At 70.5% G+C, this 15,887-nt stretch carries 10 protein-coding genes and 2 pseudogenes; 7 read left to right on the top strand and 5 right to left on the bottom strand.

Features of this window, described 5'->3' with window-relative positions:
* Positions 1-20: 20 nt before the first annotated feature.
* From GA0070619_RS29190 to GA0070619_RS33640, 6 genes and pseudogenes are all read left to right on the top strand, one after another.
* Positions 21-890 carry a type II secretion system F family protein gene (locus GA0070619_RS29190; RefSeq protein WP_088952130.1) on the top strand — a complete coding sequence of 290 codons (870 nt, stop codon included), beginning with the start codon at positions 21-23 and terminating at the stop codon, positions 888-890.
* Positions 891-914: 24 nt separating this feature from the next.
* Positions 915-1,118 carry a hypothetical protein gene (locus GA0070619_RS29185; RefSeq protein WP_088950980.1) on the top strand — a complete coding sequence of 68 codons (204 nt, stop codon included), beginning with the start codon at positions 915-917 and terminating at the stop codon, positions 1,116-1,118.
* Between the two features lie 5 nt (positions 1,119-1,123).
* Positions 1,124-1,573 (top strand): TadE/TadG family type IV pilus assembly protein, encoded by a 450-nt coding sequence (locus GA0070619_RS29180; protein ID WP_088950979.1) that lies wholly within the window; start codon positions 1,124-1,126, stop codon positions 1,571-1,573.
* Complete coding sequence (locus tag GA0070619_RS29175) at positions 1,570-2,094, top strand: TadE/TadG family type IV pilus assembly protein (RefSeq protein ID WP_088950978.1); 525 nt, start codon at positions 1,570-1,572, stop codon at positions 2,092-2,094. The genes GA0070619_RS29180 and GA0070619_RS29175 overlap by 4 nt, the downstream gene beginning before the upstream one ends.
* Before the next feature lie 95 nt (positions 2,095-2,189).
* Positions 2,190-2,561 (top strand): hypothetical protein, encoded by a 372-nt coding sequence (locus GA0070619_RS29170; protein WP_374224950.1) that lies wholly within the window; start codon positions 2,190-2,192, stop codon positions 2,559-2,561.
* A gap of 14 nt (positions 2,562-2,575) precedes the next feature.
* A pseudogene (locus GA0070619_RS33640) lies at positions 2,576-3,724 on the top strand (LysM peptidoglycan-binding domain-containing protein); the annotation flags it as partial.
* A 764-nt stretch (positions 3,725-4,488) separates the two neighbouring features.
* Here the strand turns inward: GA0070619_RS33640 and GA0070619_RS29160 are convergent.
* Positions 4,489-5,342: pseudogene (locus GA0070619_RS29160) on the bottom strand (Rieske (2Fe-2S) protein).
* A gap of 175 nt (positions 5,343-5,517) precedes the next feature.
* Between GA0070619_RS29160 and GA0070619_RS29155 the strand changes: the two are divergent.
* The gene (locus GA0070619_RS29155) at positions 5,518-6,318 is read left to right on the top strand and encodes a crotonase/enoyl-CoA hydratase family protein (protein ID WP_088950975.1); all 801 of its coding nucleotides are present in this window, start codon (positions 5,518-5,520) and stop codon (positions 6,316-6,318) included.
* Between the two features lies 1 nt (position 6,319).
* On the opposite strand, the gene GA0070619_RS29150 is transcribed toward GA0070619_RS29155, so the two are convergent.
* From GA0070619_RS29150 to GA0070619_RS29135, 4 genes are all read right to left on the bottom strand, one after another.
* Complete coding sequence (locus tag GA0070619_RS29150) at positions 6,320-10,018, bottom strand: discoidin domain-containing protein (RefSeq protein WP_088950974.1); 3,699 nt, start codon at positions 10,016-10,018, stop codon at positions 6,320-6,322.
* Between the two features lie 190 nt (positions 10,019-10,208).
* Positions 10,209-13,088 (bottom strand): galactose-binding domain-containing protein, encoded by a 2,880-nt coding sequence (locus GA0070619_RS29145; protein WP_088950973.1) that lies wholly within the window; start codon positions 13,086-13,088, stop codon positions 10,209-10,211.
* Between the two features lie 146 nt (positions 13,089-13,234).
* Positions 13,235-14,857 (bottom strand): glycoside hydrolase family 13 protein, encoded by a 1,623-nt coding sequence (locus GA0070619_RS29140; protein WP_231927183.1) that lies wholly within the window; start codon positions 14,855-14,857, stop codon positions 13,235-13,237.
* Positions 14,858-14,996: 139 nt separating this feature from the next.
* Positions 14,997-15,884 (bottom strand): carbohydrate ABC transporter permease, encoded by an 888-nt coding sequence (locus tag GA0070619_RS29135; RefSeq protein ID WP_088950972.1) that lies wholly within the window; start codon positions 15,882-15,884, stop codon positions 14,997-14,999.
* Between the last annotated feature and the right edge of the window lie 3 nt (positions 15,885-15,887).

The raw sequence follows: 15,887 nt of genomic DNA, 5'->3' as shown, positions 1-15,887 counted from the left end.
AACGAAGGGCGGGTCCCGTGATCGTGAACTGGCAGTTGGCCATCGCGGTGTGTGGTGGCGCCGGGGTCGGGCTGGGCGTGTTCCTGGTGGTCCGGGAGCTGGTGCCGGCGACCCCGGCGCTCGGGCCGGCGCTGCGTCGACTGCACCAGCCGCCGGGCAGCGGCCTGGTCGCCACTCCCGCCTCCCGCCGGCTGGACTCGCTGACCGGGTTGTCCCGTTGGCTGCGTCCGCCGCATCGGCAGCTCGCCCTGATCGGGCAGACCCCCGAGCAGTACGCCCTGTCGGTGCTGCTCTCCGCGCTGATCGGGCTGGCCACGCCGACCCTGCTCGGGGTGGCACTGCTGGTGTTCGGCGTCTCGTTCCCGTTCGTCATACCGGTGCTCGGCAGTCTCGGCCTGGCACTGCTGGGCGCGCTGCTGGCGCACCGTGCCGTGGTGACCAAGGCCGACGCCGCCCGGGACGAGTTCCGCCAGGCGGTCTGCACCTACCTCGATCTGGTGGCGTTGCAGCTCTCCGCCGCACACGGCCCGGTGCAGTCGCTGGAGCGCGCGGCGGCGGTCTGCGACGGCTGGGTCTTCGATCGACTGCAGGAGTCGCTGCGGATCGCCCAGATGCAGATGCACGCGCCCTGGGACGAGCTGCGCGACCTCGCCGACAAGATCGGCATTCCGGAGCTGGGGGACGTCGGCGCGATCATGCGCTCCTCTGGCAGCGAGGGCGCACAGGTGCACGAGACCCTGCGCAGCCGGGCCGACTCGCTGCGCGACCAGATCCGCACGGACAACCTCGCTCGCGCCGAGGGAGTGACCAGCAAACTCGACATTCCGGGCGCACTGCTCGTCTTCGTGCTGCTCGGCTTCGTCGTCTATCCGTTCATCGCCCGCGTCTGACCCCATCCCCTGAAGGAGAACGCCATGTCCATCCTCAGCTATCTGCACGTCGCGCTGACGACGCGCCTTGCCGAGCTGCGCCGCGACGGTGAGCGCGGTGACAGCCCGGTCCCCACCGCCGTGATCATCTTCGGTCTGGTCTTCATTGCGACGGTCGTCACCGGCCTGGCCCTGGCCAAGGCCAACAACTGGATGAACGCCATCCCGAACAACAAGAACCCGCAGTAACCGGCATGCGCCGAGCCGCGTTCCCGAGGTGGCACCGGGCGGTCACCGCCGTCCGGCGCCACCTCGCGGCCGGCGACCGGGAGCGAGGTGCCAACCCGGTGGAGCTGGCCGTGATGATGCCGCTGATCCTGGTGCTGCTCTTCGCCTCGATCCAGATCGCGGCCGTCTTCCTCGCCCGCTCCACAGCGTTGAACGCCGCCCAGAGCGGCGTCAACGCCCAGCGGACGTACCAGGCCAGGGACGGCGCCGGGGTGGACAGCGCCACCCGCTTCCTGAAGGCCGCCGGCGGCTGGCTGGTGGGTTGGGACAAGACCGGCCCGAACTGCGTCGTCCTCAACGACGACACCGAGGTGACCTGCACGGTGCGTGGCCGGTCCCTGTCGGTGGTGCCGGGCGTGGACTTCGCCGTGCAGCAGACCGCCCACGGGACGGTGGAGAGGGTGACCACACCATGAACCGCACCGCCGAGCGTGGCTCGGTCTCCATCGAGGTGGCGGTGCTCGCGCCCGCCTTCATCGCGCTGATGGTGCTGGCCGGCGTGGTCGGGCGCACCGCGCTGGCTGCGGAGGCCATCGATGCCGCCGCGCACGACGCCGCGCGCGCCGCCTCGATCTCGCGAAGCTCGAGCACCGCCGAGACCGCCGCGCTCGAAGCCGCCCGGCAGCAGCTGGACTGGTACGGCCTGGCCTGCACCAACGAGCTGGCACCCACGTTCAGCGGCACGGTGGGCGGCGAGCCCACCACCTTCGACGTCGCCTTCAGCAGCGCGGTCGGTCAGAACGCCACGGTGACGGTCGAGATCATCTGCGAGGTGTCCTTCAAGGACATCTCGCTCGACATCCTGCCCGGCATGACATCCGGGAAACAGATCAAGTCGAAATTCACCTCGCCGCTGGACCGTTACCGCGGCAGGGCTCTCGGACCCGGGGCGGTGGGCGTGGGTTCCGCGCCGGACGCGCTTGCGGGTGGCGTCTGATGAACGCCGACAGGACTCTGGGCGGGTCAGGGCAACGGGCCCGGGCAGACTCGCACGGTGAGCACGGCCGGGTGAGCATCTTCCTCGCGGTGACGATGTTCGGCGTACTGGCCATCATCGGCCTCACCTACGACGGCGCCGGGCAGCTACGCACCCTGCAGACTGCCGAGAACCTGGCTGCCGAGGCGGCCCGGACCGGCGGTCAGGCCATCGACCGGGCCGTCGCCATCGAGGGTGGACCGAAGCGGATCAAGGAGTCCGAGGCCCGCGTGGCGGTCGACAGGTACCTGGCTGCCGCTGGCGTCTCCGGCCACACCGTGAGCTTCCCCGTGGTCGGCGGGGAGACCCTGATCCGGGTGACCGTCCCGATCACCTATCACCGCACGATGCTCGGGCTGTTCGTGCCCGAGAAAACCGTCACCGTCACCGGCGAGGCGACCGCGCGAGCCATCACCGCAACACCGTAGGAAGGAAGGCAGCCATGCCCGTATCGGGTGGGTCCGTTGTACGACGGACCGGACGGATCCTCACCGGCATCGGCGCCCTGGCCGTGCTGTGCGCTCTGCTGGTCGGCGCGCCGATCGCGCTGCTGGCCTTCGCCGGAAACCCGCTGCCCGATCACCTCCCCACGATCAGCGAGGTGGGCACCGCGCTGACCAGCCGGGACGACGGCCAACTCTTCCTGCGCGCCCTGGCTGTGGCCGGCTGGTTCGGCTGGGCCACGTTCGCCTTCTCCGTCCTCGTCGAGTTGGGGGCACAGAGCCTGCGCCGACCGGCGCCGAAGTTGCCCGGGATGGGCCGCCAGCAGAAGGCCGCCGCCGCGCTGGTCGGCTCGGTCGCGCTGATCCTCGTCGCCAGCCCGGCCGCCGCCAGCGCCGCCGCGGTCTACGGCGCGCCGGCGTACACCGGCGCACAAGGCGCCAGTGCCCTGGCCGCTCCGGCCCGCGCGGCTGCGACACCCGACACGGCGGCTCCGCTGGCCCGCAGCGGGCCACTCGGGTTGGCCGGGACAGAGCGGGCCGCATTCGGCGGCTCTGCGGCGAACAACGAGGCCGCGCCGATGTACCGGGTGGCGCGGGGCGACTACCTCGGTGAGGTGGCCGAGCGTTACCTGGACGAGTTCGGCGACTACCGACAGCTCGCCAAGCTGAACAAGCTCGACGACCCGGACCGGATCCGCCCCGGCCAACTGCTCCGACTCCCCACCGAGGCCGCCGACCAGGGGGCCCGGCAGCACGCCAGCGGCCGCCTGGTCGGCCGGCCGGCGGCGCCCAAACCGCCCGCGCCCCGGCCGGCGCCCGAACGTGCCGCACCGGAGCGGGTGGACCCGGCACCCCCCAGCGGTACGCAGTCAGCGGGCCAGCCACCCGCCATGACCGTCGGCGCAGCCCGAGCAGGCACGGCCGACCGGGTGAATCGACCGCTGGCGGTCTCCGCCGTCCTGGCCGTCGCGAGCATCGTCGGAGCGCAGATCGGTGCGGTGCTGGGCCTGCGCCGACGCCCGGCGACCGCCGGGGCGGCTCCCCGGTTGGCCGCGTCCTCCCGCAAGCCCCGTGGAGGCGCGGCCCGAAGCACCGGTGGCGCGGGCCGAACCAGCGGAGCGCGGGCCAGCAGTGCGGACCGGCGGAGTGGCGGTGGAGCGGTCGGAAGCGGTGCCGCATGGGCCGCCAGCCGAGCGGCTGCGGCCATCGAAGCCCCGGCAACACGGACCAACGGCACGGCACCCAGCGGCGACGTCTTCGCACCACGCGACGGGATGACACCGCGCGGAGGTGGGATGACGTCCACCGGCGGCGGGATGACACCTACCGGCGATGGGACGACACCTCGCGACGGCGGCGTGTGGCCCGCCGGCAGTGGGATGGCTCCTCCCGGTAGCACGGCGTTCCCCGGTGGTGGGATGGCTCTCTCCGGTGGTGCGACAGCTACCGTCGGCGGGGCGGGGGCCGGCGCATCGGGCTGGGGTGGTGACGACAGTTGGGCCGGCGATGGCGCTGAGGGCGGGTTGTTCGGGGGCGGGCACGGCTTGGACTCCGTACCGGACGGACCTCCGGTCGGCCGCCACCGACGCACCTGATCCGCACGGGCGGGCGTGAGCTGGCTCGCCGCCCGCCCGGCACCGACTCGCCCGACCACAACTCGGCTGGCCGCAGCAGCCAGGCAGGGGCAGGTCTGGTCGGCAGCGGTCCGCGCCGAGGACCAGGTCTCCAGAATGCGTGATGCCTGTGAGTCATCAAGATGACTCACAGGCATCAGCGTCGAAAGCGGCACCGCCTTGACCGCGCGAACTTCAGCGTCCGAAGCGGCACCGCTTGACGACGCGAGCATCGGTGCCGAGTGACACCCCACGGAGCCGGTGGCGGTCGGGCGAACCGCAGCCACCGTGCCGCTGGGTCAGGGCAGGCGGGTCTGGAGCACGCCGTCCTGGATCCGGGTGGGCAGGATCTGCTGGTCGTTGCCGGACGGCCCCTGCACGACCTCGCCGCCGTTGAGCCGGAACGCGCTGCCGTGCCACGGGCAGACCACGCAGGCGTGGCCGTCGATCTCCTGCACCTCACCCTCGCCGAGCGGGCCGCTCTGGTGCGGGCAGCGCTCCAACATCACGGTCACCTCGTCACCGTGCCGGTAGAGGATCACCGAGATGTCGTCGTCCACCTCTCGGGTGATCAGGGTGCGCTGCGGCAGCGTCGCCATGTCGGCCAGCGAGTGCCAGCCGTCGGTCATCCGGTGCAACTCGGAGATGCTCTGGTTGACCTGCGCCCCCTGCTTGTACGCGAGGTGACCCCCGATGTAGGCCCCAGGCTGACGGTGGAGAGCCCGAGGAAACCGAGAGCGCGGCCGACGCCGTGCCGGCCGGACAGCCGCGCGGCCAGTGACCCGGCGTACAGCGTCAAGCCGACCGTGTTGGCCGCGGCGTGCACCAGGCCGACCCGGCGCTGGTCACGGGCGAGTGCCGCCCAGTCGTTCAACCCGGCGATCGCCGCCGGCACCGCGCTGACGGTGCCCAGGCCGACCAGCACGGTGGCGGGCCGACGTTGCCCGGGCATCAGGTCCAGCACCGCGGCGCTGATCCAGGCGCCGACCGGCACCTGCACCATCGCCGGGTGCAGCGGATGCCCGAGGGTCACCCCGTGCAGCAGGTCCCGCAGCCGCCGCGGACGCAGCGTGCTCAGGACCACTCGCTGCAACCGGTCACCCGTCCGGTCGAGGCTGGATGCCTGCTCAACTTTCGTCAAAAGTGCTCGCACCCGTACCGACTTCCCGGCGAAGGGGGTCGCAAACCGGTCTCGGGCGACAAATTCGTCACTGAGCGCGATCTTGCGGTTGCTGCCCGGGAAACCGCCCACACCTGGCCGAACCAGGCCGCCGGCCGCAAGATCGACGGGGATTGTGGGTGCGGGACGGTACGGGCATGCTGAGTCGATGGGTGTACGGGTGGAGCGTGCCGGGCCGGTGACGACAGTCGTGCTGGATCGGGTGGCGGCTCGCAACGCCGTCGACGGGCCGACGGCTCGGGCGCTGGCCGACGCTTTCCGGGCCTTCGAGGCCGACCCCGACGCGGCGGTGGCAGTGCTCTGGGGCGCCGGTGGCACGTTCTGCGCCGGCGCCGATCTCAAGGCGATCGGCACGCCGAGCGGCAACCGGGTCGAGCCGGAAGGGGACGGGCCGATGGGCCCGACCCGGATGACGCTCAGCAAACCGGTGATCGCGGCGATCTCCGGGTACGCGGTGGCGGGCGGCCTGGAGTTGGCGCTCTGGTGCGACCTGCGGGTCGCCGAGTCCGACGCGACGCTCGGGGTGTTCTGCCGCCGCTGGGGCGTGCCGCTGATCGACGGCGGAACGGTCCGGCTGCCCCGGTTGATCGGCGAGAGCCGGGCGATGGACCTGGTCCTCACCGGCCGCCCGGTGCCGGCCGATGAGGCGTACGCGATGGGGTTGGTCAATCGGTTGGTGCCACCCGGTCAGGCGCGGGCCGCGGCCGAGGAGTTGGCGGCGGCGATCGCCCGGCACCCGCAGACCTGCCTGCGCAACGACCGGGCTGCGCTGCTGGCCGGCAGCGGGCGAGGAGAGCCGGAGGCGCTGGCGACCGAGTTGGCGTACGGGATGGACTCGCTGGCCACGGACGCGGCGGCCGGCGCGGCCCGGTTCGCGGCCGGCGCTGGCCGACACGGCACGATGCCGCCGGGAGAGGGACCCCTCCCGGCGGCACCCGGTGCGAGCTGAATCAGTTGCGGTTGATGGTGAAGGTTGACGTGGGGTTCTGGATGTCCACCGCGTTGTTGCTCAGCCGCAGGTTGTTGAAGGTGACGGACCCGACGGCCGGCCCCTGCCCAGCCTCCGGCATCGGGTTGGCCCAGATGGCGAAGCCGGACTTCGCGTCGTAGGCGTCACCGCTCTTACGGGCCCCGCTGATCGAGATGTTCGTGAAGACCGTGTCGGTGATCGGGTTCTGCGGCTGCCCGCCGACGTAGTTGGTCTGGAACATGATGCCGCTGTAGGTCGGATCGACGATGTCGACGTCGCTGACCCGGATGCCCTGGAACACCTTCGAGGCGGAGAAGACCCAGATCGCCGGGAAGGTCTGCGAGCCCCAGAAGTGCCCACCGGCCCGCACGATCGAGATGTTCTCGAACCGGGTCGGCGGGCTCGCGCCGAAGCCGTTCATCGGGTAGCCGAAGTCGAGCGAGCTGATGGTGATGCCCGAGTAGACCAGGGTGTCCGCGATGTAGATGTTGCGGAACGTGTTGCCGTAGCCGCCGTAGACGGCCACACCGGCGGCCCGCCAGGTGAGGGTCGAGGTCAGGTTCTCGTAGATGTTGTCCTTCATGTCGGCGCCGCCCGCGTCGATCGCCGAGAACAACGCGAAGCTGTCGTCGCCGGTGGCCCGGGCGTCGTTGTTGCTGACCAGGTTGTTGGTGCTGCCGTTGGTCATGTTGATGCCGTCGGCGAACATGTTGCGGATCCGGGAGTTCTTGATCGTCATGTAGTCGGTGTTCGCGCCCCAGTAGAGGCACACCATGTGCTCGTTCCAGATGTTGTCGATCACGATGTTCGACACGTTGGAGAAGTCGAACACCTTGCCCGGACCGTCGATCCGCGAGGTGTAGTTGCCGAAGTAGGCGAAGTTCTTGAAGGACGAGTTCGCGGCCGAGTTCTCGGCCCGGAAGCCGATGTCGGTGTTGTCCTGGCCCGATGGAGCGTTGAACCGGGTGTACCAGGGGCCGGCGCCGGTCACCTGCACCGCCTTGCCGTACACCTGGAACTTCGACGAGGTGGAGTAGTTGCCGGCCGGCAGGTACACCCCGATCAGGTTGCCGGTGGTGTCCATCCGCACCCGGTCCAGGGCGTTCTGCACGTCCTGGTGGGTGAAGCCGGTCGGCGTGGTGTAGCGCGCCGGGTCCGGGTTGGCGATCGGCGCCACCTGCTCCGTGTTGATGAAGTCGATGGCGTACGTGGTGGTGTTGGCCGGGTCCTTCTGGAGGCGGATTTTGCTGCCGGCCGGGACGGTGGAGTTGAGCATGACGTTGGCTTCGTCGTAGATGTGCCGCGGCCCGCCGGCGCTCGGCGAGTTGCCCGGGCTGGTCTCGTTGCCGTAGAGCCAGGCGTACCGGGACGTCAGGTCGATGGCCTTGTGGAACGTGCCGTTGACGTAGACGTTCAGCGTGGAGTTGATCCCCCCGCCGCCCGGGGCGTCCGGGATGGAGAAGCGGGTGACCAGCGTGTTGGTGCTGGCCCGGGTGGTGAACTCGACGTAGCTGCCGGTCGAGTTGAGGGTCACCGCCCGCCGACCGGACGCCTCGCCGGCCAGGTCTCCGACCTCCCGGTTCGGCCCGACGACGCTGGCGCCGCCGCCGACCGCGCCGTCCTCGGCCTCGTACATGTCGTACGGCATGTTGGCGCCGCGACCGACGAAGAGCGGGCGGTCACTGGTGTTGTTGGCCTGCTTGACCGGCAGCTCGTTGCCGTCGGCGGCGAGCACCACCCGGACGGTGTACTTACCGTTCGCGGCGGTCCAGGTGCCCAGGTTGATCGGGCCGACCGTGGCACCGGCGTTGATCACGCCGGAGTACGAGCCAGTCAGGGTACGGACCACGGTGCCGGACTCGTTGAGCACGGTGAGCGTGATGCCGTGCGCGCCGGACGCGGACGCCACACTGCCGGCGTTGCGCACCGACACCGAGAAGGTGACCGTGTTGCCGGCCGACGGGTTGCCCGGCGACCAGGCCACCGACGAGGCGACCAGGTCCGACGTGGCGACCGGGCTGACCACCAGCGGGCTGGGGTTGGAGTAGCTGTTGTTGGTGTCGTCGGACTCGACGACGGTGTTCGACTCGTCCACCTTCGCGCTGAGCGGGTAGCTGCCGGAGTCCCGGGTGCCGATGCTGGCGCTGACCGTGGTCGAGGCGCCGGCCGCCAGGCCGCCGACCGACGCGGTGCCGACCCGGGTGGCACCCAGGTAGAAGTTGACTCCTGTCGCGCCGGAGGCCGCCGAGCCCGCGTTACGCACTGTCGCGGAGAGCGTGATGGTGCTGGTCTCCACGGGTGCGGACGGGCTGAACGACATGCCGGTCACGGTCAGGTCCGGATTCGGCGCGGGAGTGCCGAAGACCTGGAACTCGGCCACCTGCCCGGCCGGGGCGCCGGTGTTCGAGGCGATCGAGAGCCGTACGTCGGCCGCCGCACCGGAGACCGGGATGGTCACCGTGTTGCCGCTGCCCGGGTTGAAGGTGTAGTTCGCCGCGCCGACCAGGGTGGTGAAGCTCGACGAGCCCTGGTCCCGGCCGAGCACTGTGATGTTCTGCGTACGCGCACCCCACGCCGAGTCCGGGTTCAGCTTCACCACGACCTGGCTGAGGCTGGCGTTCGCGCCGAGCTGCACGGTCAGCGTGCTCGGGTTGCCGTTGCCCTCCCAGTAGGTGGCCACGTTGTTGTCGTTGGCGTTGGTGGCCACGAACGTGTGCACGTACCCGGAGGCGGTGATCGGCTTGCCGATCGCCAGGTTGGAACCGGTCGGCGGGTTGCCGGTGCCGGTCCGGGTCACGGTGTTGCTGTTCGCCGACTGGTTGCCGGCCGCGTCCTTGGCCCGCACGTAGTACGAGACCGTGGTGCTGGCCGACTGGCTGTCGGTGTACGTGAGCGTCGAGCCGTTGACGCTGCCGCGCAACGCGCCGTTGGCGTAGACGTCGTACCCGGTCACCCCGACGTTGTCGGTCGACGCCGACCAGGTGAGCCGGATCTGCCCACTGGCCGGCTCGGTGTACGCGAGGTTGCCGGGAACGCTCGGCGCCTGGGTGTCGGTGTTGCCGGCAGCACCGTAGACCTCGACCTCGGAGAGCTGGGCGGCCGGCCAACCGGTGTTGCCGGTGACCTGCACCCGTACGTAGCGGGTGCTGGCGGCGGTGAAGCTGACCGTCGCGGTGTTGCCGCTGGCCGGGTTGAAGGTGTAGCCGGCGGACGCCTTCAGGGTGGTGAAGGACGAGCCGTTGGTGGAGCCGAGCACCGACAGCGTCTGGGTGCGGGTCTGCCAGTCCGACGCGGGCGGCAGCTTGAGCACCACCCGGTCCACGCTGACAGTGGCGCCCAGGTCGGCCTGGATCCACTGCGGGAACGCGTTGTTGGCGCTCTCCCAGTAGGTCGACGCGTTGCCGTCGTTGGCGTTGCTCGCCACGTAGTTCTGGTTGTAGCTGCTGGCGGTCATGGTGGCGGAGAGCCCGGCGAGCATGGCGACGCGGGCGGCGGCCGCGACCGGGTCGGAAACTGGTGCCGCGCTGGCCGCCGCGGGGGTGACGACCGGTGCGGTGACGAGGAGCATCCCGGCGAGCACGCTGGAGAGCAGCCGCCGACGGCCGGAGCGGGTGGTGCCGGGGACGGGAGTGGGCGCGCCGGTCGGCGGCGTGCCTCGTCTGGTGCCGTTTCTGGACATGGGGTCGCTACACCTCTTTCGGGGGTGGGTGTGGGTGCGTTGCCCGGCGACGGGTGCAGGGGTACGCCCGTCGTTCCGCGACAGGTGGGGGACGGTGCGGGTTGGGGGACGGGGTGGGTGGCCGGCGCTGCGTTGCGCCGGACCGCCCGGACCGGGGTGCCCCCACCCTGGGCGGGCGGGGGCACCTGGCCTAGCTGGAATAGACCTCGAACTCGCTGAGCTGACCTGCTGGCCAACCGGTGTTGCCGGTGATGGTCAGCCGCAGGTACCGCTGGCTGGTCGCCGTGAAGGTCACGGTGACCGTGTTGCCGCTGCCCGGGTTGAAGGTGTAGCCGGCGGACGCCTTCACTGTGGCGAACGTCGAGCCATTGGTGGAGCCGAGCACCGACAGCGTCTGGGTGCGCGTCTGCCAGGCCGATGACGGTGGGAGTTTCAGCACGACCCGGGACACCGTCCGGTTGGTGCCCAGGTCCACGGTCAGCGACTGCGGGAAGGCGTTGTTGGCGCTCTCCCAGTAGGTGTTCGGGTTGCCGTCCACAGTGTTGGCGGCGGCGTACACGTCGGAGTGGCTGGTCTCGGTCACCGGCCGCCCGGCCGCCAGGTTGCCGCTGGGCGGCGGGGTGGTCGGGGGTGGCGTTGTCGGGGGTGGCGTGGTCGGGGGCGGTGTGGTGGGCGGCGGCGTGGTGGGGGTGCCGCCGTACACCTCGACCTCGGAGAGTTGCGCGGCCGGCCAGCCGGTGTTGCCGGTGACGGTCACCCGGACGTAGCGGCGGTCGCCGGAGGGCAGCCCGATCGACACGGCGTTGCCGGCGCCCGGGTCGAAGACCCGACCGGCGGACGACGCCAGCGTGGCGTACGACGATCCGTCGGTGGAGCCGAGGACCGACACCGTCTGGGTACGGCGTTCCCAGCCGGCGGGCAGCTTGAGCACCACCCGGTCGACGGATCGGGCCGAGCCCAGGTCGACGGTGACCGACTGGGGGAACGCGTTGTTGGCGCTCTCCCAGTAGCTGGCCGCGTTGCCGTCCACCGCGTTGCCCGCCGTGTAGCTCTGGTTGGTGCTGGTCGCGGTCGCCGGCCGGTTCAGGGCGAGGTTTCCGCTGGTGGGAGGCGGGGTGGTCGGGGGCGGAGTCGTCGGGGGCGGAGTGGTGGGCGGCGGGGTGGTGGGTCCACCGCCCCACTGCGGGTTCGGCCACGGGCCGCAGTACGGGGTGGGCGTGTACCAGCCGGAGTTGCCGCTGCCCTGGGTGATCTGGAAGCCACCGCCCACGCAGTTGTGCATCGGGTTGCTCTGCGCGATGTTGGTGGCACGCACGTTCGTGAACGACACCTGACTGGGTGCCTGCACCTGGAGCGCGTACGTGCCGGCGCCGTCGATCCGCACGTTGCTCAGGTTGATGCCGCTGGTCTGGCCCTCGATCCAGTGCAGCGCGGCGTACGAGCTGTCCAGGATGTCGGTGTCGGTGATGTTGATGGTGGCCTGCTGGAACGCCTCGTTGAGTGCGGAGAACCAGATCGCCCCGACACCGAAGTTCCAGTTGTAGTCCGAGTTGCCGTTACGGATCAACGTGTTCCGGGCGATCGTCCAGGTGCCCCGGACCGCGGTGTCGCCCTGCACACCCGGGTAGCGGTTGGCCACGTGGATGCCGCCGCCGTTGGTCAGCGAGTCGGCCGTCACGTTGTCGGTGATCTTGATGTCCCGACCGCCGTAGCTGACCAGGTGGTTCGCCAGCAGGGTCACACCGATGGTGTTGTGGGTGAAGGAGTTGTTGACGTTCGGCACGCTCTGCGCCCACATCGCCAACGCGTCGTCGCCGGTGTTGCGGACGAACGTGTTGGTCACCGTCGAGTTGGTGACGCCGGTGTGGAAGTTCACCCCATCCGCGGTCTGGTCCAGGATCCGGCTGTTGCGGATGGTGAAGTTGTCCATCGGGCCGTCCATCCACGCCCCGACCTTGGTGTTCTCCAGCCAGAGGTTGTCGACCACCGAGTTGGTCATCGCCCCGCCCAGGGCGTTGACCTGGTCGTCGTCGATCCGCTCGCGGATGTCGCCGATGATGGCGAAGTCCCGCAGCGTGACGTTGCGGCTCGGCCCGTTCGCCTCGTGCGCGCGGACCGGCCCGGTGTAGCCGCCGCCGGGCACGTACTTGCCGTAGATGCCGACGGACCTGTTCCGGTCGGTGGGGTGCCGGCCACCGAGCACCGAATACCAGGGCCCGGCGCCGCGCAGTGTCACCCCGTCGACCACCGCGTGATCCCAGAGGGTGAAGGTCCCGGTCGGGATCCAGACGGCCCTGCCCTGGGCCTTACCGGCGTCGACCGCCGCCTGGAACCTGGCGGTCGAGTCGGTCGCGCCACTCGGGTCGGCGCCGAAGTCGGTGACCACGTCGAGCACACCGGCGGGCTTCGTGATCGCGGGGGCGACCAGCTCGAAGTCGGCCAGGTCGATGGTGAACGTGGGCGACTGGGCGGTCGAGGAGACCTGGAAGCGGATCTTCGTGCCGGCCGGCTGGGTGCTGCCGAACATCGCCCGGGTCTCGTCGTAGAAGTGGTGCGGGTTGGTGTCGCCCGGGTTGTTGTTGAACGGGTATCCGCCGTAGTACCAGCCGTACCTCGACGTCACCGGGACCGACTTCAGCAGCGACCCGTTGGCCCGCAGGTCGATGGTGGCGTCCCGGCCGGTGCCGGACGGGCTGTCGGGCAGGCTGTACCGGAAGGTGACCGCGTTGGTCGGCGCGGTGAGGGTGAACTCGACGTACTCACCGACGGCGTCGAGGGTGACCGCCTCCCGGCCGGACGCCTCGGACGGCAGCGTTCCGTAGCGCCGGTCCGGGCCGATCTTCGAGCCGTTGTGGGCGGCCTCCTCCGCCTCCTGCTCGATGAACGGGACGGTGGCGCCTCGATTGGGGATGTCGAAGGGGGACAGTCCGGCTGCCGAGGCCGGCGTTGCGGTGCCGGTGACCGCGAGAGCGGTCACCGTTGTGGCGGCGAGCAGGGTGGCGGCAATGGCGGCCAGCCCTGCCCGGGTCGGGTGTCGGTGGTGCGGGGTGCCGGTGGTGTGGTTGGCCATGAGCTGCGCTCTCCCTTTCGTCAGGCAGGCCAGATCCCCCCGTGTCGGTGCGGCGTGGCGCGTCTCCCCCTTGTTTCTCCTTTCCTTTGGTGGCGTGGTGCCGGCGGCCGGGACGGGCCGCCGGCACCACGGCGAGCAGAGTCAGGTCAGGCCGGGCCGTCCGCCCCGCGCGGCCCGTCGGTGGATTCGGTGGTACGCAGCCACACGGCGGTGTCGGACGGCAGCAACCCGTCGTCGAGTGGCCCGCTGGCCAGCAGCAACCGCCCCTGGGCCGGCATCGGAACCGGCGTCTCGGACAGGTTGACGAGGCAGGTGAAGCCACCGCCACGGCTGAAGGCGAGCACCCCGTCCGGGGCGGGCAGCCAGGTCAGCTCACCGTCACCGAGCGCCGGGTCGGCCTTTCGAGCCCGGATCGCCGCCCGGTACAGCTCCAGCATCGAGGCGGAGTCGCCGGTCTGCGCACTGGCCGTCCGGTCCTTCCAGTCGGCAGGCTGGGGCAGCCAGGGCGCCGCGGCACCGGCGGGGCTGAACTCGAAGGGCGGCTCGTCCCCGGCCCACGGCAGCGGCACGCGGCAGCCGTCCCGACCCGGGTCGACCCGGCCGGACCGTTCCCACATCGGGTCCTGACGCAACGCGTACGGGATGTCCTCGACCTCGTAGAGGCCCAGTTCCTCGCCCTGGTAGACGTAGGCGGCGCCGGGCAGCGACAGCGAGAGCAGCGCGGCGGCGCGGGCCCGGCGGGTGCCCAGCTCAAGGTCGGTGGGGGTGCCCTCGCGCTTGGCGGCGAAGCTGAACCGGGTGTCCGCCCGACCGTAGCGGGTGACGTGTCGGGTGACGTCGTGGTTCGAGAGCACCCAGGTGGCCGGCGCGCCGACCGGCGCGTGCGCGCTCAGCGTCCCGTCGATGCTCTCCCGCAGCGCCGAGGCGTCCCAGGCGCAGCCGAGGAAGTCGAAGTTGAACGCGGCGTGCAGCTCGTCCGGGCGCAGGTAGTTGGCGAACCGCTGCCGGTCCGGCAGCCACACCTCACCGATCAGGGCCCGCTCGCCGGGGTAGGAGTCGGCGACCCGCCGCCAGCCCCGGTAGATGTCGTGCACCCCGTCGAGGTCGTGGAAGGGGTGCGGGTGGTCCGGTCGGACCTCGGGCAGCTCCCCGTCCTTGACCAGGAGCCCGGCCGAGTCGATCCGGATGCCGTCCACGCCCCGGTCGAACCAGAACCGCAGGATGTCCTCGAATTCCGCGCGTACCCGGGGGTGGTCCCAGTTGAAGTCCGGCTGCTGCGGGGCGAACAGGTGCAGGTACCAGTCACCGGGGGTGCCGTCCGGGTTGGTGGTGCGGGTCCAGGTCTCGCCGCCGAACTCGCCGATCCAGTCGGTGGGCCGCTGGTCGCCGTTCGGGCCCCGGCCCGGCCGGAACCAGAACAGGTCCCGCTCGGGCGCGCCGGGCCCGCCAGCGAGCGCCGCCTGGAACCAGGGGTGCGCGTCGGAGCAGTGGTTCGGCACCACGTCGACGATGGTCCGGATGCCCAGCGCGTGTGCCTCGGCGATCAGCGCCTCCGCCTCGGCCAGGCTGCCGAAGACCGGGTCGATGTCGCGGTAGTCGGACACGTCGTAGCCGGCGTCGGCCATCGGCGAGGGATACCAGGGACTGAACCAGATCGCGTCGACGCCGAGCGCGGACAGGTGGTTCAGCCGGGACCGGATGCCGGCGATGTCACCGATGCCGTCGCCGTTACCGTCGGCGAAGCTCCGGGGATACACCTGGTAGATCACGGCTCCACGCCACCACGGACTTCTGTCAGCTGTGGACACGAGCACCTGCTTTCTGCGTCAGTACGTCGGCGGGTTCGCCGGACCTGGATATGTGTCGGGCGAACGGTCGTCGTTCGCCGCGCGGGAGGGCCGGTGGTCGCTATCCCTTGATGCTGCCCGTGGTCAGACCGGACATGATGTTCCGTTGGAAGATCAGGAAGATGATGACAGTCGGGATCGCGGCGATGACCGACGCGGCGATCACCACGTTCATCGGTGTGCCGCCGGCGAAGGTGTAGATGCCGACGCTGACCGTCCGGGTCTCGGGCGAGGGCATGACCAGCTTCGGCCAGAGGAAGTCCTTCCACACCGCCGTCACCGCGAAGATCGACACGACGCCGAGGATGGGGCGCGACAGCGGCAGGATGATCGACCAGAGCGTGCGCAGCGACGACGCCCCGTCCATGAGGGCCGCCGCCATCAGCTCCTCGGGAATCGAGTCGAAGAACCGCTTCAGCAGGAAGATGTTGAACGCGTTGGCGACCATCGGCAGCCAGATCGCGAACGGCGAGTCCAGCAGGTTGATGTGCAGGATCGGCAGGTCCAGCACTGTCACGTACTGCGGGACGATGAGGACCATCGCCGGGATCATCAGAGTTCCCAGCATCAGGGCGAGGATCGTGTTGCCGAAGATCGGTCGGAGCTTGGACAGCGAGTACGCTGCCGCGCTGTCGAAGACCAGTTGGAACAGCACCGCGCCGATGGCGTAGTAGAACGTGTTGAACAGCAGCTTGGCGAGGGCCAGGTTGTTCCACGCGTCGATGTAGTTCTGCGGCTGGGGATCCTTCGGGAACAGCGAGGGTGGGGTCTGCGCGATCTCCTGGCCGGACTTGAGCGCGCCGGTGACCATCCAGTAGAGCGGCCCGAGGAAGACGAGCGTGAACCCCGCCACGACGACGATCAGCAGCGTCCAGTAGATGACCTTGCCGCGCCCCCGGCTGAGCTGGGAGTGGGAGATGAGGGTCCGGGTTCCGGAATCCTGTGCCATTCC

This window comes from Micromonospora zamorensis (assembly GCF_900090275.1).
GTDB lineage: Bacteria > Actinomycetota > Actinomycetes > Mycobacteriales > Micromonosporaceae > Micromonospora > Micromonospora zamorensis.
This window is presented reverse-complemented; position numbering and strand designations above follow the sequence as displayed.

Bases quoted from the DNA above. Each gene is read 5' to 3' on its own strand.
- GA0070619_RS29185 (WP_088950980.1), top strand. From the start codon at position 915: ATGTCCATCCTCAGCTATCTGCACGTCGCGCTGACGACGCGCCTTGCC.
- GA0070619_RS29180 (WP_088950979.1), top strand. From the start codon at position 1,124: ATGCGCCGAGCCGCGTTCCCGAGGTGGCACCGGGCGGTCACCGCCGTC.
- GA0070619_RS29175 (WP_088950978.1), top strand. From the start codon at position 1,570: ATGAACCGCACCGCCGAGCGTGGCTCGGTCTCCATCGAGGTGGCGGTG.
- GA0070619_RS29170 (WP_374224950.1), top strand. From the start codon at position 2,190: ATGTTCGGCGTACTGGCCATCATCGGCCTCACCTACGACGGCGCCGGG.
- GA0070619_RS29155 (WP_088950975.1), top strand. From the start codon at position 5,518: ATGGGTGTACGGGTGGAGCGTGCCGGGCCGGTGACGACAGTCGTGCTG.
- GA0070619_RS29150 (WP_088950974.1), bottom strand. From the start codon at position 10,018: ATGTCCAGAAACGGCACCAGACGAGGCACGCCGCCGACCGGCGCGCCC.
- GA0070619_RS29145 (WP_088950973.1), bottom strand. From the start codon at position 13,088: ATGGCCAACCACACCACCGGCACCCCGCACCACCGACACCCGACCCGG.
- GA0070619_RS29135 (WP_088950972.1), bottom strand. From the start codon at position 15,884: ATGGCACAGGATTCCGGAACCCGGACCCTCATCTCCCACTCCCAGCTC.